25 protein-coding genes are annotated in these 21637 nt (G+C 67.3%); 15 read left to right on the top strand and 10 right to left on the bottom strand.

What is annotated here, in order from left to right; all coding sequences use genetic code 11:
* Positions 1 to 9: 9 nt before the first annotated feature.
* Genes ACZYVJ_RS08815 through ACZYVJ_RS08805 form a run of 3 tightly spaced genes read right to left on the bottom strand, consistent with a single transcriptional unit; the run spans position 10 to position 2109 of the window.
* The gene (locus tag ACZYVJ_RS08815; RefSeq protein WP_463830658.1) at positions 10 to 279 is read right to left on the bottom strand and encodes an exodeoxyribonuclease VII small subunit; all 270 of its coding nucleotides are present in this window, start codon (positions 277 to 279) and stop codon (positions 10 to 12) included.
* Positions 269 to 1513: an exodeoxyribonuclease VII large subunit gene (gene xseA / locus ACZYVJ_RS08810; RefSeq protein ID WP_463830657.1), complete on the bottom strand. Its 1245-nt coding sequence runs from the start codon at positions 1511 to 1513 to the stop codon at positions 269 to 271. The genes ACZYVJ_RS08815 and xseA overlap by 11 nt, the downstream gene beginning before the upstream one ends.
* Positions 1510 to 2109: a lipid droplet-associated protein gene (locus ACZYVJ_RS08805; RefSeq protein WP_463830656.1), complete on the bottom strand. Its 600-nt coding sequence runs from the start codon at positions 2107 to 2109 to the stop codon at positions 1510 to 1512. The genes xseA and ACZYVJ_RS08805 overlap by 4 nt, the downstream gene beginning before the upstream one ends.
* A gap of 89 nt (positions 2110 to 2198) precedes the next feature.
* On the opposite strand from ACZYVJ_RS08805, the gene ACZYVJ_RS08800 reads away from it, so the two are divergent.
* On the top strand, positions 2199 to 3197 hold the full coding sequence (locus tag ACZYVJ_RS08800; protein ID WP_463830655.1) for a 4-hydroxy-3-methylbut-2-enyl diphosphate reductase: 999 nt from the start codon (positions 2199 to 2201) through the stop codon (positions 3195 to 3197).
* 14 nt (positions 3198 to 3211) lie between these two features.
* Here ACZYVJ_RS08800 and ACZYVJ_RS08795 read toward each other — a convergent pair whose 3' ends face one another.
* Positions 3212 to 4423, bottom strand: coding sequence for a DUF6542 domain-containing protein (locus ACZYVJ_RS08795; protein ID WP_463830654.1), 1212 nt, complete (start codon positions 4421 to 4423; stop codon positions 3212 to 3214).
* Positions 4424 to 4565: 142 nt separating this feature from the next.
* On the opposite strand from ACZYVJ_RS08795, the gene ychF reads away from it, so the two are divergent.
* Positions 4566 to 5639, top strand: coding sequence for a redox-regulated ATPase YchF (ychF, locus tag ACZYVJ_RS08790; RefSeq protein WP_463830653.1), 1074 nt, complete (start codon positions 4566 to 4568; stop codon positions 5637 to 5639).
* A gap of 45 nt (positions 5640 to 5684) precedes the next feature.
* On the opposite strand, the gene ACZYVJ_RS08785 is transcribed toward ychF, so the two are convergent.
* Positions 5685 to 6323, bottom strand: coding sequence for a methyltransferase domain-containing protein (locus tag ACZYVJ_RS08785; RefSeq protein ID WP_463830652.1), 639 nt, complete (start codon positions 6321 to 6323; stop codon positions 5685 to 5687).
* A gap of 240 nt (positions 6324 to 6563) precedes the next feature.
* Between ACZYVJ_RS08785 and ACZYVJ_RS08780 the strand changes: the two genes are divergently transcribed.
* The 6 genes from ACZYVJ_RS08780 to ACZYVJ_RS08755 all read left to right on the top strand — a co-directional run bounded on the left by ACZYVJ_RS08780 (position 6564) and on the right by ACZYVJ_RS08755 (position 10351).
* Entirely contained in the window at positions 6564 to 7046 is a 483-nt protein-coding gene (locus ACZYVJ_RS08780) for an SRPBCC family protein (RefSeq protein WP_463830651.1), read from the top strand.
* Complete coding sequence (locus ACZYVJ_RS08775) at positions 7043 to 7705, top strand: cation efflux transmembrane domain-containing protein (protein ID WP_463830650.1); 663 nt, start codon at positions 7043 to 7045, stop codon at positions 7703 to 7705. The genes ACZYVJ_RS08780 and ACZYVJ_RS08775 overlap by 4 nt, the downstream gene beginning before the upstream one ends.
* 177 nt (positions 7706 to 7882) lie before the next feature.
* Positions 7883 to 8281, top strand: a complete 399-nt coding sequence (locus ACZYVJ_RS08770; RefSeq protein WP_463830649.1) for a VOC family protein — start codon at positions 7883 to 7885, stop codon at positions 8279 to 8281.
* 64 nt (positions 8282 to 8345) lie between these two features.
* A complete protein-coding gene (locus ACZYVJ_RS08765) occupies positions 8346 to 8726 on the top strand; it encodes a hypothetical protein (protein ID WP_463830648.1) in 381 nt (126 codons plus the stop codon).
* Positions 8727 to 9118: 392 nt separating this feature from the next.
* Entirely contained in the window at positions 9119 to 9652 is a 534-nt protein-coding gene (locus ACZYVJ_RS08760) for a peptidoglycan endopeptidase (RefSeq protein ID WP_463830647.1), read from the top strand.
* A 375-nt stretch (positions 9653 to 10027) separates the two neighbouring features.
* The gene (locus tag ACZYVJ_RS08755) at positions 10028 to 10351 is read left to right on the top strand and encodes a putative quinol monooxygenase (RefSeq protein WP_463830646.1); all 324 of its coding nucleotides are present in this window, start codon (positions 10028 to 10030) and stop codon (positions 10349 to 10351) included.
* A gap of 6 nt (positions 10352 to 10357) precedes the next feature.
* On the opposite strand, the gene ACZYVJ_RS08750 is transcribed toward ACZYVJ_RS08755, so the two are convergent.
* Positions 10358 to 11038 carry a guanylate cyclase gene (locus ACZYVJ_RS08750; RefSeq protein WP_463830645.1) on the bottom strand — a complete coding sequence of 227 codons (681 nt, stop codon included), beginning with the start codon at positions 11036 to 11038 and terminating at the stop codon, positions 10358 to 10360.
* Positions 11039 to 11193: 155 nt separating this feature from the next.
* Between ACZYVJ_RS08750 and ACZYVJ_RS08745 the strand changes: the two genes are divergently transcribed.
* Positions 11194 to 11403, top strand: coding sequence for a hypothetical protein (locus tag ACZYVJ_RS08745; RefSeq protein ID WP_463830644.1), 210 nt, complete (start codon positions 11194 to 11196; stop codon positions 11401 to 11403).
* Here ACZYVJ_RS08745 and ACZYVJ_RS08740 read toward each other — a convergent pair.
* Positions 11355 to 12188, bottom strand: a complete 834-nt coding sequence (locus ACZYVJ_RS08740; RefSeq protein ID WP_463830643.1) for an adenylate/guanylate cyclase domain-containing protein — start codon at positions 12186 to 12188, stop codon at positions 11355 to 11357. The two genes, ACZYVJ_RS08745 and ACZYVJ_RS08740, sit on opposite strands and share 49 nt — an antisense overlap.
* 121 nt (positions 12189 to 12309) lie before the next feature.
* Between ACZYVJ_RS08740 and ACZYVJ_RS08735 the strand changes: the two genes are divergently transcribed.
* Entirely contained in the window at positions 12310 to 13719 is a 1410-nt protein-coding gene (locus ACZYVJ_RS08735) for a glucose-6-phosphate dehydrogenase (protein WP_463830642.1), read from the top strand.
* Positions 13720 to 13732: 13 nt separating this feature from the next.
* Entirely contained in the window at positions 13733 to 14755 is a 1023-nt protein-coding gene (gene gnd, locus ACZYVJ_RS08730) for a phosphogluconate dehydrogenase (NAD(+)-dependent, decarboxylating) (protein WP_463830641.1), read from the top strand.
* A 161-nt stretch (positions 14756 to 14916) separates the two neighbouring features.
* Here the strand turns inward: gnd and ACZYVJ_RS08725 are convergent, their stop codons facing one another.
* Complete coding sequence (locus ACZYVJ_RS08725; protein ID WP_463830640.1) at positions 14917 to 15780, bottom strand: alpha/beta fold hydrolase; 864 nt, start codon at positions 15778 to 15780, stop codon at positions 14917 to 14919.
* A gap of 121 nt (positions 15781 to 15901) precedes the next feature.
* Here ACZYVJ_RS08725 and ACZYVJ_RS08720 point away from each other — a divergent pair, with 121 nt between their 5' ends.
* From ACZYVJ_RS08720 to ACZYVJ_RS08710, 3 genes are all read left to right on the top strand, one after another.
* Positions 15902 to 16378 (top strand): VOC family protein, encoded by a 477-nt coding sequence (locus tag ACZYVJ_RS08720; RefSeq protein WP_463830639.1) that lies wholly within the window; start codon positions 15902 to 15904, stop codon positions 16376 to 16378.
* A gap of 108 nt (positions 16379 to 16486) precedes the next feature.
* A complete protein-coding gene (locus tag ACZYVJ_RS08715; protein ID WP_463830637.1) occupies positions 16487 to 17395 on the top strand; it encodes an alpha/beta fold hydrolase in 909 nt (302 codons plus the stop codon).
* Positions 17396 to 17411: 16 nt separating this feature from the next.
* Entirely contained in the window at positions 17412 to 18653 is a 1242-nt protein-coding gene (locus ACZYVJ_RS08710; protein WP_463832911.1) for a WS/DGAT domain-containing protein, read from the top strand.
* Here the strand turns inward: ACZYVJ_RS08710 and ACZYVJ_RS08705 are convergent, their stop codons facing one another.
* Positions 18654 to 19268: a MarR family transcriptional regulator gene (locus ACZYVJ_RS08705; protein ID WP_463830636.1), complete on the bottom strand. Its 615-nt coding sequence runs from the start codon at positions 19266 to 19268 to the stop codon at positions 18654 to 18656. It lies immediately after the preceding gene.
* Complete coding sequence (locus tag ACZYVJ_RS08700; protein WP_463830635.1) at positions 19265 to 20845, bottom strand: pyruvate, phosphate dikinase; 1581 nt, start codon at positions 20843 to 20845, stop codon at positions 19265 to 19267. The genes ACZYVJ_RS08705 and ACZYVJ_RS08700 overlap by 4 nt, the downstream gene beginning before the upstream one ends.
* Before the next feature lie 222 nt (positions 20846 to 21067).
* Here ACZYVJ_RS08700 and ACZYVJ_RS08695 point away from each other — a divergent pair, with 222 nt between their 5' ends.
* Positions 21068 to 21589, top strand: coding sequence for a DoxX family protein (locus ACZYVJ_RS08695; protein ID WP_463830634.1), 522 nt, complete (start codon positions 21068 to 21070; stop codon positions 21587 to 21589).
* Positions 21590 to 21637 lie beyond the last annotated feature (48 nt).

Genomic DNA, 21637 nt, shown 5'->3' with positions numbered 1-21637 from the left:
TCCGCGTGTTCAGGCGTCCTCGGCCTCGCCCGCCGCGAGCGCATCTTCGATTCTCTTCCGAGCGCCAGCTAAGTGCTCTTCGCAGCGTTTAGCGAGTTGTTCGCCTCTTTCCCATAATTTCAGCGACTCATCCAGGTCCAAGCCACCCTGCTCCAGCACGCGGACGACTTCGATCAATTCGTCCCGGCACGCTTCGTAAGCCAGCTGACTAATAGGTGTAATGGATTCGTCCTCTTTTGGGGTGGTGGAGTCGTCTCCGTCGTGGTTTTTACGGGCCATCGGTCCGCCCCTCGCTCACCGCGGCCACGGCGCCGTCGGCCACCCGCACCCGCAGCCGCGTGCCCGCCGGCGCGTCGTCGACCGAGCGGAGCACCCGGTTCGTCGGCCCGAGGGCTTGCACGACGGCGTACCCGCGGGCCAGCGTGGCCGCCGGCCCCAACGTCGCCAGCCGCGCGCTCAGGTGGCCGACGCGCTCGCTCTCGGTGGCGGTCAGCCGGGTGATGTCGCGGCGAATCGCCGACCGGGCACGGTGCACCTCCTCGGCGCGTGCGGTCAGCGCCGCCAGCGGCTCGGCCAGCACCGGGCGGCTGCGTATCTGGGCCAGCGCCCGCTGCTCGCGGGACACCCAGTTGCGCAGCGCCTGCGCGCTGCGCCGGCGCAGGTCGTCGATCAGCCGTTGCTCGGCGGCGGTATCGGGTACCACCTTCTTCGCCGCGTCGGTGGGAGTGGCCGCGCGTAGATCGGCGACCAGGTCGCACAGCGGATTGTCGGGCTCGTGGCCGACCGCACTGATCACCGGGGTGCGGCACGCCGCGATGGCGCGGCACAGCGTCTCGTCGGAGAACGGCAGCAGGTCTTCCACGCTGCCGCCGCCGCGGGCGAGCACGATGACGTCCACCTCGGCATCGCGGTCGAGTTCGCCCAGCGCCTCGACGATCTGGGCGACCGCGTTGGGTCCCTGGACCGCGGTGTTGCGCACCGCGAAGCGCGCCCCGGGCCAGCGGGCGCCCGCCACGGTAGTCACGTCGCGTTCGGCGGCGCTGGCCCGGCCGGTGATTAAGCCGATCATGTTGGGCAAGAAGGGGATTGGTCGTTTGAGCCGAGGATCGAAAAGCCCCTCGGCGTCCAGCAGCCTGCGCAGCCGCTCGATGCGGGCCAGCAGCTCGCCCACCCCGACGGCGCGAATCTCGGTGAGCCGCAACGAGAATGTGCCCCGGCCCGTATAGAAAGACGGCTTGCCGCGCACCACCACCTGCGTGCCTTCGGCCAGCTTCACCGGCGCGTTCAGCACCAGATCGCGCGGGCACGTCACGCTCAGGGACATGTCGGCGGCCGGGTCGCGCAGCACCATGAACACGGTTTTGGAATCCTGCCGCATCGAGATCTGGGCGAGCTGGCCCTCGACCCAGACGGTGCCCAGCTTGTCGATCCAGCCGGCGACCCGGATGGCCACCGCGCGCACCGGAAAGGGGTTCTCGGCGGAGTTGGGTTCGGAGGTAACGGCCGGTGTCACTTCGCGTTCGCGCGGGTGATCCTGTTGGCGAGCAGCGTCTGGAACGGTGCTCGGCCCTTGGTGGCCTGCTCGTAGGCCAGCAGGGCTTCGAGTTCATCCACGCTCAGCGATTGCAGGCGGGCCCGCAGCTGCGCCAGCGTCAGCGCCGCGTAGTCCAGCTCGGTGACCACCGCCGGTTGCGGAACCGAGGCGTTGGCGGCCGGCTTCTTGGATTGCCGGGCGGGCTTGGTCAGGGCGCTGGCGTCTTCGTGCGCGTCGGCAACCGAGTACAGCGCGAACCGGCCCTCGGCCCGGCGCTCGCCCTCACCGCCGTCCGGCACGGGGCTGTAGCCGCCGTCGATCGCGTCGTTCAGGTCCTCGTCGAAGGTCGCCCATTCCGGCTTCTCATCGCGGGGCGGAAAGATCGATTCGAGGGTGCTGTCGCCCTTGATCGCCAGCTCGGCGAGGTTCTGCTGAAAGCGCATCACGATGTGCGCAGCCTGGCTGGCCAGTGTCATCGGGTACATCAGGATGGTTTTCGGCAGCCTGATGGTCTCTTCGACAGCGACTGTTGCCGCGCCGACCAGCAGCCGAACGCCATACGGTGCAGTGCCCATGGGTCCAAGATTGCCCTAAGCGGCGGCTAACTCCAAGCCCACCGGCGCGAGCTGGCAAGCCCGTGTCGGCAGTAAGTACCCTGGACGTCATGCCGCCGACTATCGACATGGGGATTCCCGGCGCGGTGCGATCGGTAGCCAGCGACCCAGTCCGTAAGCGAGTGCTCCTGGCCGAGCCGCGCGGGTATTGCGCGGGGGTGGACAGGGCCGTGGAAACCGTGGAACGCGCACTGGAAAAGCACGGCCCACCGGTCTACGTGCGCCACGAGATCGTGCACAACCGGCACGTCGTCACCACCCTGGAAAAGGCCGGGGCGGTGTTCGTCGAGGAGACCGACGAGGTTCCCGAAGGCGCCATCGTGGTGTTCTCCGCCCACGGCGTCGCGCCCACGGTGCACGCCGCGGCCGCCGACCGCAACCTGCACACCATCGACGCCACCTGCCCCCTGGTGACCAAGGTGCACAACGAGGCCAGGCGGTTCGCCCGCAACGACTACGACATCCTGCTGATCGGCCACGAGGGCCACGAGGAGGTCGTCGGGACCGCCGGGGAGGCGCCCGACCACGTGCAGTTGGTCGACGGGGTCGCCGCAGTGGACAACGTGACGGTGCGCGACGAGAACAAGGTGGTGTGGCTCTCGCAGACCACGCTGTCGGTCGACGAGACCATGGAGATCGTCGAGCAGCTGCGGCAGCGCTTCCCGAAGCTGCAGGACCCGCCCAGCGACGACATCTGCTACGCGACCCAGAATCGGCAGGTCGCGGTCAAGGCGATGGCGCCGGAGTGTGAGCTGGTGATCGTCGTCGGGTCCCGCAACTCGTCGAATTCGGTGCGGCTGGTCGAGGTCGCGCTGGGCGGCGGGGCCGCCGCCGCGCACCTCGTCGACTGGGCCGACGACATCGACCCGGCGTGGCTGGAGGGCGTGACCACGGTGGGCGTCACCTCGGGGGCGTCGGTTCCCGAAGTCCTGGTGGAAGGCGTGCTGGCGCGGCTGGCCGAGTGCGGCTTCAACGTGGTGCAGCCGGTCACGACCGCGCAGGAGACCCTGGTGTTCGCGCTGCCGCGGGAGATCCGGTCAGTTCGCTGAGCTTGCGATCGCCGCTAGACGTCGTACTCCCACGATTCCGCCGGCGAGCGTCCCGGTGTCCTCGAACGGCTGCGGCGCTCGGTGTGCGGCTCGCGCGGCGGGTCTTGCGAACCGGCGCCGCGGTAGCGCACCTGCGAGATGGGGTGATGCGTTCCGTTGGAGCCGTTTGACGGGGGCCGCCGGCGTCTCGGTTCATAGGACGGCTCGTAGGGCTCGCGGGTTTCGTAGCGGCTCCCATACCGCCCTCCGGAAGTCGGGCCGCTCGGCGGTTCGTATCTGTCGCCGTAGGACTCGAAGCCGTCGAAACGGCTGCTCCGCGGGGTGGGCCGCTCGTACGGGTTGCGAGGGGTGCGCGGCTCGCGACGGGCGTCCCGGGGCGATTGGCCACGCGGATCGGGGTCGGCGTCCGGCCGCGGCCGACGCCGGGGTCGCCGGGCCGGCTCGGCGGCGTCGTAGTCGCGGGCCGTCGCCGCGCTGCGACGCGTGCTGCTGCGCCTCGGACGCTCGGACCGCTCGACCGGTTCCGACCCATCGGCCAGGGGCTCTCGTGAGTGCCGGGAGCGGGTGCGCGCCGATCGCGTGGCGGAACGGGTGCTGCGCGTCGTGCGGCGGGTCCTGGACGACGAGCCCGGCCTGCGCCCGTGGCGGGAGTCGGTGGTGTCGTCTGCGTCGTCCGCGTCGGTATCGGACTGCAGCACGGACTGCGCCTTGGCGACGATGCCGTTGAAGAAGGACTTGACGTCGACGCCGGGGACCCCGGCAGCGTCCCCGGAGGCGTTCACCGGTGCGCTTGTCTTGTAAGCGTTTCCGAAATACCAGCGGGCCAGCCCGATGGCCAGCACGCCGCCGGCGGTCCCCAGCATCAGCGGGAAGCGCTCGATCAGCGGGTAACCGCAGTTGATCAGGAGGTCTTTGAGGCGACCGACCTTGGCGTCGTGGAACAGCCAGTAGGCGCCCGGGACCGCGCCGAACAGGATCAGCGGCGGCTGGATGATGGTGGTGAAGATGCCGTCCTGGCGCACCGCCAGCACCGCCGCCACGCAGCCGGCTATATAGAAGCCGGCGAAGACGTGGGTCAGTTCCTTGTGACCAGCGTCGATTCCGTAGCCGATGGCAGTCGCCGTGACGGCGATAAGCAGGGCCGCGTACCAGGGGACACCTGGGATATTTGGGTGGATCGAACGGTGAGCACCCTCCACCGTCGAACTTGCCCGCTGTGCTGACACATGTAGACCGTACCGGGAATGGGCCGAAAGGCCCGTAAATACCTCGTTGCGATCCTGCGCGTGCCATGCCGGCGTGCAGTATCGGCGGTGATCAACGGTCCCCGGCGCCCGTCGCCGCCCACACCCCTAGACTTGGTTCCCCGTGAGCCTGAGCCTCGGAATCGTGGGTTTGCCCAACGTCGGCAAGTCGACCTTGTTCAACGCGCTGACCCGGAACAACGTCGTGGCGGCCAACTATCCGTTCGCGACGATCGAGCCCAACGAGGGCGTCGTTCCGCTGCCCGATCCCCGGCTGGACAAGCTGGCCGAGATGTTCGATTCCGAGAAGATAGTGCCGGCGCCGGTGACGTTCGTCGACATCGCCGGAATCGTGAAGGGCGCGTCCGAGGGCGCCGGGCTGGGCAACAAGTTCCTGGCCAACATCCGCGAATGTGACGCGATCTGCCAGGTGGTGCGGGTGTTCGCCGACGACGACGTCGTGCATGTCGACGGCAAGGTCGATCCGGCGTCCGACATCGAGGTGATCGAGACCGAGTTGATCCTCGCCGACATGCAGACGCTGGAGAAGGCCGTACCGCGGCTGGAGAAGGAAGCCCGCAACAACAAGGACCGCAAGCCCGTGCACGAGGCGGCTGTGGCCGCGGAGGCCGTGCTGAACTCGGGCAAGACGCTCTTCGCGGCCGGTGTCGACACCGCACTGCTGCGCGAGCTGAACCTGATGACCACCAAGCCGTTTTTGTATGTGTTCAACGCCGACGAGTCCGTGCTCACCGACGACGCCCGCAAGGCCGAGCTGTGCGCGATGGTCGCACCCGCCGACGCGGTGTTCCTCGACGCGAAGATCGAGGCCGAATTGCAGGAGCTGGACGACGAGTCCGCCGCCGAGCTGCTCGAGTCCATCGGGCAGACCGAACGAGGGCTAGATGCATTGGCGCGGGCCGGTTTTCACACCCTCAAGCTGCAAACCTATCTGACGGCGGGCCCAAAAGAGGCGCGCGCGTGGGTGATTCACCAGGGCGACACCGCGCCCAAGGCCGCCGGGGTGATTCACACCGACTTCGAAAAGGGCTTCATCAAGGCCGAGATCGTCTCCTACGACGACCTGATTACCGCGGGATCGATGGCGGCGGCGAAGGCGGCCGGCAAGGTGCGCATGGAGGGCAAGGACTATGTCATGGCCGACGGTGACGTGGTCGAGTTCCGGTTCAACGTCTAAGCCGAAAGTCGGCGTCGATCGAAGTCCCGCACTCGTTCGCGACGTTCACGCGACGGCGTGGGCGATCAGCAGGTGCGGTGCGTTGGCGTCCTCACCGATCTGACGGTGTTCGACTGTGAGGCCGGTGCTGCGTAACACGTCGATCACGTGCGGCACCGGACGGAGGTGAAAGCCGTGTTCCGTGAAGGGCAGTTTTGCCATCACATCGGGGTCGGCCAGTCCGATGACGAGTCGGCCCTGGCTGTTTATCACCCTGGCAAGCTCTGTGAACGCTCGGTCAATCTCCGCGACGAAGTAGATGGTGTTGACGGTAATGGCGCCGTCCAATGCGCCATCGGGAAAGGGCAGCTGTGTCATGGACCCGGAATGCAAAGACAGCCGCCCGCTTGCGATGTCGCGGCGGTAGCGCCCTGCGGCCTGGCTGAGCATCGTCTCCGACACCTCGACACCATGAACTCTGCCGGACGGACCGACACTGTCAAGCAGGAATTTCAGCCCCACTGCGCCACCGAATCCGACATCGGCCACCGCCGATGCTTTATCGGGTTGCAGCGCCCGCGCGGCGGCGCTCACCAAGCGCCGGTTGCCCCGATTGAGCGCCGCACCAACCAGGCGCCCGCGCACACCACTTGGATGACCGAGCTGCTTAGCAATACCCGCCATGACGGCGTCCCGGACCCCCATTCGACGACCGTAGAGCACGGACGCTGTGCGGCACGGCTTATTGGATGAAGTGACGGGAGCGTAGGCGACGAGGGCGTCCGGTCGGCGGAAGAATATCGTCTAGTGCGTCGTGACCTGGGGCCGACGGTGACCTTGTCGAGTTTGCTTCAACGTGTGCCTCAAGGCGGCGCTCGCTGCTTCTGCCCGAGCAATAACGGGGTCGTCGAAGCATGCGCCCCGCGGAGCGGGGGAGGTGGAGGTATGGGAAGAACGGATACCGCCTCACTGGTGGTGGATGCCCCGGTGCGTCGGGTATATGCCGCGTTGATAGAGCCGCAGGCGCTCCTCAAGTGGCTTCCGCCTGACGGGATGTCGGGTCGGTTCGAACACGTCGACGTCCGCCCCGGGGGCTCCTACCGGATGAGGCTGACCTACGCCGAGGCGCCCGAGTCGGGCGGCAAGTCGAGCGCCGACTCGGATGTCGTGGATGTTCGGTTCGTTGAGATCGTGCCCGATGAACGGGTCGTTCAGGCCGTCGACTTCGAATCCGATGACCCTTCGTTTGCGGGAACGATGACCATGACGTGGTCGGTCACGGCGGTGAGCGCCGGCAGCACCCGTGTTGATATTCGAGCCGATGACGTCCCGCCCGGTATCTCGGCCGGAGATCACATCAACGGGCTTCGATCGTCGTTGACGAATCTTGCTACCTATCTGACTCGGCCGCCGGGCCAGCAGGGTTGACGGCGAAGTGGTCGAGTTCAGGTTCAACGTCTAGGCCCGTGAGCCAGCGAAGTCGGCTGGGAATCGTCCTCGGCCTCAACGTTTCTCTCGTAGCAGCGCTTGTCATCGTCGGCCTGGCCGCACATTCGGTCGGCGTCATCGCGGCGGCCGGCGACACGGCGGCGGATTCGGTGGCGCTGGTTCTGGGCCTGATCGCCGTTACCGTGCGGGACCGCACCGACTATTCCTGGCGTTCGGTGGCGATACCTGTGGTCGCACTGATCAACGGTGGGGGGCTGTTGGTCGTGGCAGCGCTGATCGCGGCGGAGGCAATCGGTCGACTGAGTCGCGGCGTTCCCGAGGTGCGCGGCCTACCAGTGTTGATTGTCAGCGTGGTGACGATGGCGGTTCTATTGGCGGGTGCGTGGGTCCTGGGCGCCTCGGCCGCGGACGAGGACCTCCATATGCGTTCCGTCCTGCTGGACACGCTCGCCGATGCAGCGGCGGCCGCGGCGATTGCCGTCGCTGGTGGGGTGATCGCGCTGACCGGACGTTTCTTCTGGCTCGATTCGGTTCTCGCGCTTGCGATAGCGGCTCTCGTCGCATTCCCGGCGACCACACTCTGCGTTAAGGCCTTCAACGCAATACGCGGTAACGCAGTCGATTTCACGGATGACTAGGCTTCCGAGCCGTGCAGTTCCCGGCATCAACCACATCGCGCTCCCGTCTCGTAGCCGGGCAGCAGTCGACCGGTGGCATCGCGAATTCTCGTTCGATCCTTCGGTCCGGGGTTGTCGGAGGCGGCGTTTAGCATTCGGTCCTCAGACACGTACCGCTGTGACCTCGAGGGAGCCCGCATGAAGTTCATTTCGACCCGCATCATCACGGCCGACGTCAAGCGGCTCGTCAGTTTCTACGAGCTGGTCACCGAGGTCTCGGCGATCTGGGGCAACGAGCTGTTCGCCGAGCTCCCGACGCCGATCGGCACGCTGGCCATCGGCAGTGACAAGACCGTTCCGCTCTTTGGAGACGGATCCGCCGAACCCGCTGCCAACCGCAGCGCCATCCTGGAGTTCATCGTCGAGGACGTGGACGCCGAGTACGAGCGGCTTCGCGAGCACGTGGCCGAGGTCGTGACGACGCCGACGACGATGCCCTGGGGAAACCGCGCGCTGCTGTTCCGGGATCCTGACGGAAACCTGGTCAACCTGTTCACTCCCGTCACGGAGGAGGCGCGGTCCAAGTTCGGGGTGTGAGCCGGGGACTTGCGAATCCGAATTACTACTTGCCCGGATCCCCGCCTAGGGAAATTCTTGGGAGATGGCGACTGTGAAGAGCGCGGTGCGGCGGATTGCGAGCCTGGTGGGCGGCGCGTTGGCGCTGTCCGCTCTGGTCCTGGTCGGTGGCACCGCCGCTGAGGCGGCCCCGGCGCCGCCACCCGTCGGTCACTGGTGCCCCGGCGATCCTTGGAACCCCACCTGGGGCAACGTGGCGGACTGGGACTGGAATCACTGCCACGACTGGCAACGTCCGGGAGGCCCGACCGCCCCGGCGGGGTGGGGGCCCTGGGGACCTCCGCCGGCGTGGGCCCCGCCGCCACCCCCCCAACCGGAGTGGGCGCCCGGGGCTCAAATGATGTGGAACCCCACCGGCGCCGGTAACTGGGGCATCTGGAACAACGGGATATGGACTCCCATCTGATCAGACCTGTTGTGAGGGGCCGGCCGGGTGCAAGCGGCCCTCGTCGGGTCGAACAGCCGACCGCCCAGCGTTGGGGTGAGCTGTTGCCGCCGAGGATCGTGTCGAGCAGCGCGCGGACGAACGCGAGGCAGCAAAAGCGGGAGCAAGCCGACGGCGACCGTGAGACGGCGCACAGCGAACGGGGCTCCGATAACCCTTAGCCGCTAACGGCTGGAAGCGTCCTCGGGAAACCACGGAACCGGTACCCCGGAGGCGCATATATTTTGCTGCGGAAAATATACCGATGTGTGATGAGTTTGCTCTGGCTGCGGCGCACGTCATTGTCGCCGCAGCGAATGACCTGCGCCACAAATTTTGGTTCGCGTTAAATGTTATTGCTAGCCTCCGTGCCCATGGTCGTTATTGCAACATTGATGTCGTTGATCGGGCAGGTCTCCGGCACGCCCTATATTGCGGGTGGCGATTCGCCCGCCGGGACGGATTGTTCGGGACTTGCTTCGTGGATTGCGAATGCAGCGACTGACAGGCCCGTTTTCGGGGATCGATTCAACACCGGAAACGAAGAAGGCGCATTGCTGGCGCGCGGCTTCCAGTATGGGACCGCCCCCAACGCCTTGGTCATCGGCTGGAACGGTGGCCACACCGCGGTGACGCTGCCGGACGGAACGCCCGTGTCCAGCGGTGAGCGTGGCGGCGTGCACGTCGGCGGCGCGGGCGCCTACCAGGCCGGATTCACCCACCACATGTTCCTCCCGATGCCACCGGAAGACGGTGCCCCGCCGCCGCCGCTGTTCGCGCCGCCGCCCCCGCCGGATGCCCCGCCTCCGCCGCCGGACGCCCCGCCGCCCCCGCCGGATGCCCCGCCTCCGCCGCCGGCCGTTCTGATCGACGCTCAGACGCCCGTTCCGCCTCCGCCGGGTCCCTGATTGCCTTTATCGGGCCACGCGGGAATTGCGAATTAATAACAAATAGAACGCGGATTGCCGGGCATAAAAGATCGGTTTTCCGGCGCCGTAAACGCTGCAATTCTGCCGTCATACGCGATAGTGAAATGGCGCCGTTTGCGGCTAATTTGTGAGCTACACCACTGACGGCGAAAATGGGTAACCTGCGGCGGAAGTGTGCTCATGCGTCCTGTGTGACGCATGAGCACACTTTGCTCTAACCATTACCCAAGCAAACTACGTCCGGATCTCGGCCGCTCAGGTCGCCACGGCTCCGCCCGCGGACGGGATAGGCTTGGCGCTGCCCGCGAAGACCGGGCGGGCGTAATCGGAACAGCGAACCGAGGCGGGGCCGCAATGATCTTCATCGTCGTCAAGTTCGAGACCAAACCAGAGTGGACCGACCGCTGGCCCGAATTCGTCACGCCGTTCACCGAGGCGACCCGGGCCGAAGAAGGCAATCTCTGGTTCGACTGGTCGCGCAGCCTGGACGACCCGGCGGAGTACGTCTTGGTGGAGGCGTTCCGCGACGACGAGGCGGGCGGCGTTCACGTCAACAGCGACCACTTCAAGCGCTTCATCCAAGAGGCCCCGCAGGCGCTGAAGTCCACCCCCAAGATCATCAACCAGACCATCGACGCCACGGGCTGGTCGGAGATGGGCGAGATGGCGGTCGGGTAATCTCGACTAGCCGACCGCGATCTCGATCTCGTCGCCCAGCGCGTAGCCCGGTGTGAGCGGAAGCTTGTCGCCGCTCCAGAACGAGCCGGGGTCGAAGTAGTTGGAGTACTTCTCGGTGGTGAGCAACCCCATCTCCTCGTAGGTGATGGCCACCGTTTCCGCGCAGTAGGCCACCTCCAGGCCCAGCTTTTGCCGCTCCTTGCGTCGCTGCATCGATTCGCGAACCTTCTGGTCCACCAACGGGATTCCGCGCAGCCAGTCGTAGGTGTTCGGCAGCCGGCCGCGCAGCCACCGCCCGGTCAGCCGCATGCTGGTGGGAAAGGCGGTTCCGTCCATCCGGGCGATGACCCGTAGCAGCGTGTTCTCTTGCTCCCGGTTGGCCGGCGGGGTCAGCTGGCGCAGCCAGCAACGCTGGTGGTAGCGCTGCGACCACCGCAACACCGACTGCGCAAGGTCGTTGAGTTGCACGCCACGATGATTCGTCCCGGTCCACAGGTCAACCAGCTTGTCACCGAGTTCGGCGTGCCAGATCAACGGCGGCAGGTCGTCGATGGCCACCGTCATCCCGACGTGGTTCACCGGGCTGTTGGTCAATGTCTGGATGGCGCGGTCGGGTCCCGAACCGCCGCGAAACAGCCAAAGGTCGCCGGTGCGGGTCTGTTCGAGCGCTTGGTTCAAAGTGAGCATCTTTGTGTAAGCCCGTCCGCCGCTGCAACTTTCGCCACTGTTGTCGCCAATGTCAGCCCGCCGCTACGTAACGCGCGATGCGTTGCCGAACGTTGCGGGCACACAAGTCAATCACAATCGGGCCATAACGACCCGGCTGCGCATAGCCTGGTGTCATGCGCAATGTGTGGAAGTGGCTGGGGTTGGCCGGTGCCGCCGGTGTCGTCGCCGGGGGAGCGCTGGTCGTACGCGACCAACGCAAGCGGCGCGCATACACCGCCGATGAGGTCCGCGACCGTCTGCATCGGCGGTTGGCCGAATACAACGGGGACGGCGTTCAGTCCGGCTCGGAATCGGGCGGAGACTCGACGGCGAACAGGCGGTAGGTGCCCGAAAAGCCCTTCAGCTCCACATTGCGGCCGTCGTCGAACCGGATGCCGTCGGAATCGGAAAGCGCGTCGCGCACCGGCTGACTCACCAGAATCTGACCGCCCAACGCTTGCGCGGCGACCCGCGCCGCCATTGCGACGTTGCGGCCGAACAGGTCATCGCCGCGACGCACCGAACGGCCCATGTGGATGCCGATCCGGACGCGAATCTCCTCGTGCCGCTTGCGATTTCCCTGCCTACGCAACGCCTGCTGCAGGTCGATACCGCACCGCACCGCTTCCTCGGCGCGAGCGAAGGCGATCATGAATCCGTCGCCCTGGCTCTTCACCACATGACCGGACCGACGCCGCACCAGATCCGAGACCAGCTTGTCGTGCGAGCTGATCAGCTTGACCCAGGCCCGGTCGCCGATCCGCTCGTTGAGCGCGGTGGACTCCTCGATGTCGGAGAACAAGATCACCACCCGGCCGTCCGGGGTGACGCGGGCAAGGTCGGGTCGCTCGACTTCGGCCCAGTCCGCGAGTTCCTCGATGCTGGTGCGTACCACCGCGCCGAAGCCCTCTTTGCGCATCAGGTTGGCGGTGTTCCACACCCTTTTGACGGCCTCGCGACCGCCCGATAGCAGCTGATTGCGGGCGTCGGTCCGCTGGCGCAACTCGTCGAGCTCCTGCTCGCTGCGCGCCAGCAACCGCCACAGCACGATCAGCGCAACACCCTCGATCACGGCGATCCCGGCCAGAACGTAGACCGTGACGTGCAGCGCGTCAGCCATGGCGGTCATCCTTTCAAGGCCGCGGCCCACTGAGGTTGTCGGCCCTATCTGCAGTGTCTAGTGTTGACTCCGCCAGCCGCGGGTAGTGATCTCAAGGGAGCCGATCGGGTGACTTTCGGGAGGAGCGGTTTTGGCCGAGGACGACACTAAACCATCTGACCTGCTGGTGATCTTCGGAATCACCGGTGATTTGGCGCGCAAGATGACATTCCGGGCGTTGTACCGGCTCGAGCGTCACGACATGCTCAACCACCCGATCGTGGGCGTGGCCAGTGACGACATCACCGTCGAACAGCTGCAGGACCGGGCGCGCGACGCCATCAAGGCATCGGGGGAGACGTTCGACGACGCCGTGTTCGACCGGCTGGCGGACCGGCTGTCCTACCTGCACGGCGACGTTACCGACGCCACTCTCTACACGCAGCTCGCCAAGAAGATCCCCTCGGGCTCCCATCCGCTCTACTACCTCGAAATGCCGCCATCATTGTTCGCGCCGATCGTGGAGAACCTGGCGAAGGCCGACCTGCTGGAGCGGGCCAGGGTGGCGGTGGAAAAGCCGTTCGGCCACGACCTGGACTCGGCGCGTGATCTCAACGAGCGGCTGCGCGCGGTGCTCGACGAAGACCAAATCCTGCGCGTGGACCACTTTTTGGGCAAACAGCCGGTTGAAGAATTGCAATACCTGCGGTTCGCCAACAACGGCCTGGCCAAGCTGTGGGACCGCGACAGCATCTCCGAGATTCACATCACGATGGCCGAGGACTTCGGCATCGAGGACCGCGGCAAGTTCTACGACGTGGTTGGCACCCTTCGCGATGTCGTGCAAAACCACCTGCTGCAGGTGCTTGCCCTGGTCGCCATGGAGCCCCCGGTCGGGGCCGGTGCCGACGACCTGAACGACAAGAAGGCCGAGGTTTTCCGGGCGATGCCGGCGCTGGATCCCCAGCGTTGCGTCCGCGGGCAGTACCGCGGCTACACCGACGTCGCCGGTGTAGCAAAGGATTCCACCACCGAGACCTACATCGCGCTGCGCACCGAGATCGACAACTGGCGCTGGGCCGGGGTGCCGATCTTCCTGCGTGCCGGAAAAGCATTGTCGGAGAAGGTGACCGAGGTGCGGATGTTCCTGCATCACGTTCCCGGGTTCTCGTTCCTGCCCAACCGCCGGCCGCCCGAGTGCAACCAGATCGTGCTGCGCATCGACCCCGATCCCGGGATGCGGCTGCAGTTGTCCGCCCAGGCAGGCGATTCGTGGCACGACGTTCACCTGGACTCGTCCTTCGCCGAGGATCTCGGCGAACCGGTGCGGCCCTACGAGCGGCTGCTCCACGCCGCGTTCGACGGAGATCGCCAGTTGTTCGCCCGCGAAGATGCCATCGAAGAGACGTGGCGAATTGTGCAGCCGGTGCTGGACAAGCCGGCCCGCATCCATCATTACGACCAGGGCACATGGGGACCCGAGGCCGCACAGGCGCTGCTGCGGGGTCACCACAGCTGGCAAGAGCCGTGGCTGCCGCGTAGCAAGCCCACCGAACAGTAAGGAGACTGGCACGATGCAGCTTGGGATGATCGGCCTCGGCCGGATGGGCGCGAACATCGTCCGCCGCGTCGCCAAGGGCGGACACGAATGCGTGGTCTATGACCACAACCCCGACGCGGTCAAGGCGATGGCGGGGGAGGAGAGGACCACCGGCGTGGGCTCGCTGCAGGAGCTCGCCGAGAAGCTGACGGCACCGCGGGTGGTCTGGGTCATGGTGCCGGCCGGAACCATCACGACGGGTGTCATCAAGGAACTCGCCAAGACGCTGGAATCGGGCGACATCGTCATCGACGGTGGCAACTCCTACTACCGCGACGACATCCGCCATGCGAAAACGCTGTCGGAGAGCGGCATTCACCTACTCGACTGCGGTACCAGCGGCGGCGTGTGGGGCCGCGAACGCGGCTACTGTCTGATGATCGGCGGTGACGACGAGGCTTTCCTGCACGCGGAACCGATCTTCGCCACCGTCGCACCGGGCGTCGACGCCGCGGCCCGCACGCCGGGTCGCGATGGCGAGGTCGCGCGGTCGGAGCAGGGCTATCTGCACTGCGGGCCTGCCGGTGCCGGGCACTTCGTCAAGATGGTGCACAACGGCATCGAATACGGCATGATGGCCTCGCTCGCCGAGGGGCTCAACATCCTGCGCAACGCTGACATCGGCACGCAAGTGCAGGAGGGTGACGCCGAAACCGCGCCGCTGGAGCACCCCGAGTTCTACCAATACGACTTCGACATTCCGGAGGTCGCCGAGGTGTGGCGGCGCGGCAGCGTCATCGGCTCCTGGCTACTGGACCTGACCGCGATCGCGCTGCACGACTCGCCCGACCTCAAGGAGTTCTCCGGACGGGTCTCCGACTCCGGGGAGGGCCGCTGGACCGCCATAGCGGCGATCGACGAGGGCGTCCCGTCGCCGGTGCTGACCACCGCGCTGCAGTCCCGCTTCGCCTCGCGCCAGCTCGATGACTTCGCCAACAAGGCCCTCTCGGCGATGCGCAAGCAATTCGGCGGGCACGCGGAGAAGCCGGCGAACTAGCTGCGATCGCGAGCGCGGCGGTGCCGAGCGAAGCGGGTCGCCGCCATCGAACTAGCTGCGATCGCGAGCGCGGCGGTGCCGAGCGAAGCGGGTCGCCGCCATCGAACTAGCGGCGATCGCGAGCGCGGCGGTGCCGGGCGAAGCGGGTCGCCGTCATCGAACTAGCGGCGGTTGACGAACGCCACCACCGCGTCGCTGAATGCGTCGTTGTCGTCGCCGGCCGCGGTGTGCCCGGCGTTGGACAGCTCGACGAACTCGGCACGCGGCACGGTGGCCAGAAAGTGCCGCACACCCTCGGGGCTCACCACGTCGGACAGCTTGCCGCGGATCAACAGGACGGGGATCGTCAGGTTCTTGGCGGCCTGCTCGAAGCTCTCGGTGCGCAGTTCCGGATCGTCGCCAGGCTTGGTCATGAAGGCGGGGTCCCAGTGCCAATACCAGCGGCCGTCGCGCAGGCGCAGGTTCTTCTTCAGGCCCTCGGGGCTGCGCGGCTTGCTCCGGTAGGGCAGGTAGGCGGCGACGGCGTCGGCGGCCTGCTCGAGCGAATCGAAGCCGTCGAGGCCGCTGAACATGAAGTCGCGGATGCGGGCGCTGCCGCCCTTTTCGAATCGGGGGACCACGTCGACGAGCACCAACCGGGTGACCTTCGCGGGACCGGCACGATGAGCGGCGAGGATGCCGGTCAGCCCGCCCATGCTGGCCCCGATGATCGTCACGGGCCGGCCGATCGCGTCCAGCACCCGCATGACGTCGCCGGTCAGCGTCTCGATCTCGTAGTCGGCGTCGGGGGAGCGTGCGCTGTCTCCGTGTCCCCGGGAATCGAGCGCCACCACGTGCAGTCCCTCATCGGCCAGCGTCTGGCCGGTGTTTTTCCAGGAAAACCGGTTCTGGCCGCCGCCGTGCAACATCAGGATGCTCGGCCGGCCGGCACCGTCGGAGCCGCGATTCCATTCGTCGGCGACCAGGGTGATCCCGTCGACGCCGGCAAACTCAACCGTCTCGGGACTGCTACTGACGGTATTCATGCGACCTGACGTTACATAGGCCGGTTAAGCACTGTTGCGCGGGTGGACGCGGCGGTGAGTTTTCGTCGCCAAGGGGGTCTATCAATGCCAGAGACCAACGACCATCAAGGAGGCCCCGGACATGCCATCGATCACCCCGTCGTTGTGGTTCGACGACAACCTGGAGGAGGCCGCCAGGTTCTACACCTCGGTGTTCCCCAACTCCCACATCGAGGGCTTCAACCAGACCACCGACGCCGGACCGGGGGAACCCGGCACGGTCCTGTCCGGCAGCTTCGTGCTGGACGGGACCCGGTTCATCGGGATCAACGGCGGTCCGCACTTCCACTTCACCGAGGCGGTCTCGTTCACGATCCACTGCAAGGACCAGGACGAGGTCGACTACTACTGGGACCGGCTGACCGACGGCGGCGAGGAATCGCAATGCGGCTGGCTCAAAGACCGGTTCGGGATGAGCTGGCAAATCGTCCCGGACCGGCTCTACGAACTGATCAGTGACCCTGACCGCGCACGGGCGGCGGCGGCCACCAACGCGATGTATGGCATGCGCAAGATCATCATCGCCGAGCTGGAACGGGCCGCCGCGCTGCAACGGTGAAAGCTGCTGGTACAGCGGCGGTTTGACCCGCTGCCGACCAGGGTCGGTGCGTGGTGCGGCCGCACAGGTTAGGTTGATCCCTGCGGAGACGTCGAGCAGGGAGTGAACATGGCTGAACCAGGCTGGATCGACGTGACCGGTCCCGCGGGGGACCTCAAGGCTCTCACGTGGGGGCCAGAAGACGGTCCCATCGCGCTGTGTCTGCACGGCTTTCCCGACACCCCCTACGGCTGGCGCAAGGTCGCCCCCCGGCTCGCCGCGGCGGGGTGGCGGGTGATCGCGCCCTTCATGCGCGGATACGCGCCGTCGTCGATCCCGGTCGACGGCAGCTATCAGGTGGGCGCGCTGATGGACGACGCCCTGCGGGTGCGCTCGGCGGCGGGCGGCACCGAGAACGATGTGATCATCGGCCACGACTGGGGCGCGATCGCCGGCACCGGCCTGGCCGCCATGCCCGACAGCCCGTTCACCAAAGCGGTGATCATGTCGGTGCCGCCGTCGGCGGCGTTCCGGCGGCGCGGCGGTGGCGCGGCCGAGCGGGGCCGGATGGCCGCCCATCTAGCGCGCCAGGTGTTCCGCAGCTGGTACATCATATACTTCCAATTGCCTTGGCTGCCTGAGCGTTCCGCCTCCTGGGTGTTGCCGCTGCTGTGGCGGCGGTGGTCGCCCGGTTATCGCGCCGACGAGGACTTGCGTCACGTCGACGCCGCGATCGGGGCGCCGGAAAGCTGGCGCGCCGCGCTGGGGCCATACCGCGCCACCATCCGCAACACCCGGCCGTCGGCGCGGTACGCCGCGTTGAACCAGTTGTGGACCGAAGAACCCGTGCTGCCGTGCCTGTACCTGCACGGTCGCGACGACGGTTGCATGACACCGGCTTTCGCGCGGTGGGCGGAAAAGGTGCTGCCCCCGGGCAGTGAGGTGGGCATCGTCGAACACGCCGGTCACTTTTTGCAGCTCGAACAGCCCGACAAGGTCGCCGACCTGGTGCTCGGGTTCATCGACTCACCCGGCTGACGTTGTGGCTCGGGTCGTGTCGGGACACCGGATGGCGGCGGTCGATGCGCAGTTCTACTGGATGTCGGCCAAGATCCCCAACGACGAGTTCCTGCTCTACGCGTTCGACGGTGAGCCCGCCGACTACGCGCTTGCCGTCGAGCAACTCTGCTTGCGGGCCAATGCCGAGCCGGCGCTGACGATGCGGGTGCGGGACCAAGGCCGATGGCGCTACCCGCGGTGGGTGCCGGAGTTCGTCACGGCCGAACGGGTGGTCCGCCACGACGTCGCCGATCACAGCTGGAATGGTGTCCTGGCGGCCGTCGCCGGTCTCGCCGATGACCAGCTGGACGTTCGGCGGATGGCTTGGCGGCTGCACGTTTTCACCCCCGTGCGCGGGATTCCCGGCGTCACCGGGCCGGGTGCCGTCGCGGTGTTGCAGGTCGCGCACGCGCTGGCCGACGGCGCCCGGTCCGCGGCGATGGCGGCGTGGCTGTTCGGGCGCCCGGACCGGGTTGCCGAGGTGCCCAGGTCACGGCCGGGCTTTCTGCCCTGGCGAGGCGTCCAGGCGGCGCGCGCCCATCGCCGGCTGGAGCGCGACATCCGCGCGGGCCTGCTGGCCCCCGGCGCCGGGTCGCGTCCGCTGTTGCCGACGAATGCGCGTCCCGGGGGCGCCCGCGCCGTGCGGACCTTGGTGCGACACCGTTCGCAGTTGCCCGGCCCCACGATCACCGTCGGCGTGCTGAGCGCGGTATCGCAGGCCCTGTCCGATCTCCTTGACGGGCAATGCGATTCGCTGGGCGCCGAGGTTCCGATGGCCAAGCCCGGTGCGGCGCGGGCGTTCAACCACTTCGGCAACATCGTGGTGGGGCTGTACCCGAATCTCGGGTCGGACGCGCGCGCCGAGCGGATCGCGGCCGACCTGGCCAACGGCCGGCGCCGCTTCGAGCACCCGGCCACCCGGACCGCCGACCGCGCGTTCGCGGCGGTTCCGGCAGGGTTGCTGCGTTGGGGCATCACACAATTCGATGTCCACGAGCGCGCGACGCAGGTGTCCGGCAACACCGTGGTATCCAGCGTCAACCGGGGTGCGGCCGATCTGAGCTTCGGCGGCGCCCGGGTGGTGCTGACAGCGGGATACCCGGCGCTGTCACCGATGATGGGGCTGACGCACGGCGTGCACGGCATCGGTGACACCATCGCGATCAGCGTGCACGCGGCGGCCTCGGCCGTGCCCGACGTCGACGCCTACCTGGCGCTGCTCGACGCGGCGCTCTAGCTATTGCGCGTCGCCGGATCTGGCCGCCTCTTCGCGGGTCAGGCCGGCGGCGACGATCAGCTCTTCGTGCAGCTCGAACCACACCGTGTGGTAGGAGTCGATCAACGGCCGGGTCAGCCAGGTGGTCTCCCCGGCCTTGACTTTGTCCAGTGCCGCAACCAGTTTGGCCGCGTAGGCGCTCAGCCGCGGCAGCTGCGCCGCGGCCGCCTCGAGGATCGGCATCATGCGGGCGTGCACGTCGTCGAGGCGGGCCAGCACCGCGGCGTCGTAGTCGGCGTCGTCGTGGGCGTTGGGAACGCCGTCCGGTCCGCCCTTGAGCTGCCAATCCGTCACCAGCCGCTTGAAGTCGGCGTTGACGGCTCGGAAGTCGTCGTAGGCGGCCGCCATCGCGCGTGGATCGATGCCCCCGCGTTCCTCGGCGAGCAGCGTCGCGAGCTTGTCGGTCCCACTGAGGGTGATCCGCAACGTCGGGCCTTCGGTCAGCAGTCCCGCCGCGGTCAACCGCTCGACCACCGGGGTGATGTCGGCGAGGTCCGCACCCAGCGTCGCGGCCAGATCGGCGGGGCTGACCCGTCCCTTGAGCCGAACCCCTTGCAGCACCGCCAATTCGGTCACGATGTGGATCCTGGTGTCAGGCGCAGCGCGGTCAGCATCACGATCAATGGCGTCGGCGACACCACGTCGGCCTGCCCGCTGTTCAGCGCGGCGCGCACCGCGGCCTCGGAGCTGTCCTCCAGTCGCACGTGGTCGCCCGCGGCGTGGGCACGCAGCGGGCTGATCCGCCGCGCGATGTCGGCCAGTTCGCGCAGTTCCGGCGTGTCGTCTTCCGACCACGCGGATAGGCTCAGATTGCCTTCGCGCACTTCGCCTTCGGCGCCGTCGACGGTGATGTGCTTGCCGGCCAGCGCTGCGGCGACCCCGTGGCCGCAGCCCACCACCGCCACCCGGCCCAGCTCGCGGCTGACTACCGCCGCGTGGCTGGAGGCGCCGCCGACTTCGGTCACGATGCCCTGCGCGGCCAGCATGCCCGACACGTCCTCGGGCCGGGTGTGATCGCGCACCAGGATCACCTGCTCCCCGCGATCGACGGCGCGCAGCGCCTCGTCGACATCGGTGTACGCCTTGCCCGACGCCACGCCCGGGCACGCCGGTAATCCCTTGGCCAAAAGCGGTGCTGCCAGGCGTATTTCGGGCTGCAAGGCCGGTTGCAGCAGGGTCTGGACGTGCGTCGGGGTCACCCGGCGCAATGTCTCCTCGTCATCGATGAGTCCCTCGTGCCGCAGCTGCAGCGCCGTGCGCACCGCCGCCTGCGCCGACCGTTCGGCCGCCCGCGTCTGCAATAGCCACAGCTTGCCGGCCTCGACGGTGAACTCGATCTCCTGAATGTCGGAGTCCAGCCGTTCCAAGGTTCGGGCGGCATCGATCAGCTCGTCGTAGACGGCCGGCTGCTCATCACGCAGCGCGACGATCGGTTCGACGTCGACCGATCCCGACACCACGTCGTCGCCCTGGCCGCGCGGCAGCCATTCGCCGAACGGTTCGTTGTCACCGGTGATCGGGTTGCGGGAAAAGAACGCCCCCGCACCGGAATTGGGGTCGTGGTTGCCGAATACCATCGCCTGCACTACTACGGCGGTTCCGTGCTGATCGTCGATTCCGTAGTGGGCGCGGTAGGCGACCGCGCGCGGTGAATTCCACGAAGCGAACACCGCCTCGATGCCGGCGCGCAACTGCGTGTACGGGTCGGACGGCACCGATTCGTGCTCGGCGACGCCGACGATGCGCCGATACATCTCCGAGAACCGCCGGCGGGTGTCGCTGGCGAAGGCTCGGTCACCGGTCGCCGCCAGCGCCTGCTCGACCTCATCGTTGATGCCGAGGTCCAGGATGGTGTCCATCATGCCCGGCATGGACTGGGTGGCTCCGGAGCGCACGCTGACCAATAGGGGATGCGGGCCCCGGCCGAAGGTGCGCGAGGTCTGCGCCTCCAGCCAGCGCATCCGGTCGAGCACGTCGTCCCAGATAGGGTCGATGGTCGCCGCGGGATCGGCGAGATACCGCAGGCCGACCGCGGTGGTGATGCAGAACGCCGGCGGCACCGGCAGGTTGTGCCGGCGCATCGCGTCGATGCCGTGGCCTTTGTTGCCCAGCAGCTCCCGCGGGTGGTTCGATGAGCCGTCCAGCAACACCACGGAGTGGTCGGTAGGCGCAGACCCACGGCCGCTTGACGCAGTGCGGTGGGCGCCGCTGCCTCGTGGGGTGCCAGCCGTGGTGCACCCCCTTTGCTGGTGTGGCTACTGATCGGGCCGACGTCGGAACGCCCGCTATGTTCCCACACGGACCAGCGGATTAAGCGACGTAGCTGCTCGGCGGCTCTTGTGGTGGCACCCGGCCCATGATCTAGGTTTACAGTTATGACTTCATATGACACGTTCCATGACGTCGGCGTACTGATCCTGCGGCTGGTGTTGGGCGTGACGCTGGCCGCGCATGGCTACAACAAGTTCTTCGGCGGTGGCCGCATCCCGGGCACCGCGCGCTGGTTCGAGAGCATCGGCATGAAGCCCGGCAAGTTCCACGCCACCGTGGCGGCGACCACCGAAATGGCCGCCGGCCTGGGCCTGGCCGCCGGATTTTTGACCCCGATCCCGGCGGCGGGCTTCGTCTCGCTGATGCTGGTCGCGGCCTGGACGGTGCACCGTGCTAACGGCTTCTTCATCGTCAAGGAGGGCTGGGAGTACAACCTGGTGCTGGCGGTCAGCGCCGTGGGCGTGGCCACGCTGGGCGCGGGCAAGTACAGCCTTGACTACCTGGTCTTCGGGAAGAACTGGTTCGACGGCTGGCAGGGCCTGGTGATCTCGGCGGGGTTGGGCCTGGTTGGGGCGATCGGCCAATTGGCGATCTTCTACCGACCGCCTGCCAAGCAAGCCGGTTAATCGCCGCCGCTGTCGATAGCCGTGGTGACGCGCTGCACTGCCTTCTCA

The organism is Mycobacterium sp. IDUB_3, assembly GCF_055419585.1.
The sequence above is the reverse complement of the archived record's forward strand: the minus strand, read 5'-3'. Positions and strand labels throughout refer to the sequence as shown.

Excerpts from the sequence above, each read along its gene's own strand:
- ACZYVJ_RS08760 (WP_463830647.1), top strand. The coding sequence starts at position 9,119 with ATGGTCGTTATTGCAACATTGATGTCGTTGATCGGGCAGGTCTCCGGC.
- ACZYVJ_RS08750 (WP_463830645.1), bottom strand. The coding sequence starts at position 11,038 with ATGCTCACTTTGAACCAAGCGCTCGAACAGACCCGCACCGGCGACCTT.
- ACZYVJ_RS08815 (WP_463830658.1), bottom strand. The coding sequence starts at position 279 with ATGGCCCGTAAAAACCACGACGGAGACGACTCCACCACCCCAAAAGAG.
- ACZYVJ_RS08745 (WP_463830644.1), top strand. The coding sequence starts at position 11,194 with ATGCGCAATGTGTGGAAGTGGCTGGGGTTGGCCGGTGCCGCCGGTGTC.
- ACZYVJ_RS08805 (WP_463830656.1), bottom strand. The coding sequence starts at position 2,109 with ATGGGCACTGCACCGTATGGCGTTCGGCTGCTGGTCGGCGCGGCAACA.
- ACZYVJ_RS08695 (WP_463830634.1), top strand. The coding sequence starts at position 21,068 with ATGACTTCATATGACACGTTCCATGACGTCGGCGTACTGATCCTGCGG.
- ACZYVJ_RS08725 (WP_463830640.1), bottom strand. The coding sequence starts at position 15,780 with ATGAATACCGTCAGTAGCAGTCCCGAGACGGTTGAGTTTGCCGGCGTC.
- ACZYVJ_RS08755 (WP_463830646.1), top strand. The coding sequence starts at position 10,028 with ATGATCTTCATCGTCGTCAAGTTCGAGACCAAACCAGAGTGGACCGAC.
- ACZYVJ_RS08720 (WP_463830639.1), top strand. The coding sequence starts at position 15,902 with ATGCCATCGATCACCCCGTCGTTGTGGTTCGACGACAACCTGGAGGAG.
- ACZYVJ_RS08715 (WP_463830637.1), top strand. The coding sequence starts at position 16,487 with ATGGCTGAACCAGGCTGGATCGACGTGACCGGTCCCGCGGGGGACCTC.
- ACZYVJ_RS08785 (WP_463830652.1), bottom strand. The coding sequence starts at position 6,323 with ATGGGGGTCCGGGACGCCGTCATGGCGGGTATTGCTAAGCAGCTCGGT.
- ACZYVJ_RS08780 (WP_463830651.1), top strand. The coding sequence starts at position 6,564 with ATGGGAAGAACGGATACCGCCTCACTGGTGGTGGATGCCCCGGTGCGT.
- ACZYVJ_RS08765 (WP_463830648.1), top strand. The coding sequence starts at position 8,346 with ATGGCGACTGTGAAGAGCGCGGTGCGGCGGATTGCGAGCCTGGTGGGC.
- ACZYVJ_RS08800 (WP_463830655.1), top strand. The coding sequence starts at position 2,199 with ATGCCGCCGACTATCGACATGGGGATTCCCGGCGCGGTGCGATCGGTA.
- ACZYVJ_RS08770 (WP_463830649.1), top strand. The coding sequence starts at position 7,883 with ATGAAGTTCATTTCGACCCGCATCATCACGGCCGACGTCAAGCGGCTC.
- ACZYVJ_RS08740 (WP_463830643.1), bottom strand. The coding sequence starts at position 12,188 with ATGACCGCCATGGCTGACGCGCTGCACGTCACGGTCTACGTTCTGGCC.
- gnd (WP_463830641.1), top strand. The coding sequence starts at position 13,733 with ATGCAGCTTGGGATGATCGGCCTCGGCCGGATGGGCGCGAACATCGTC.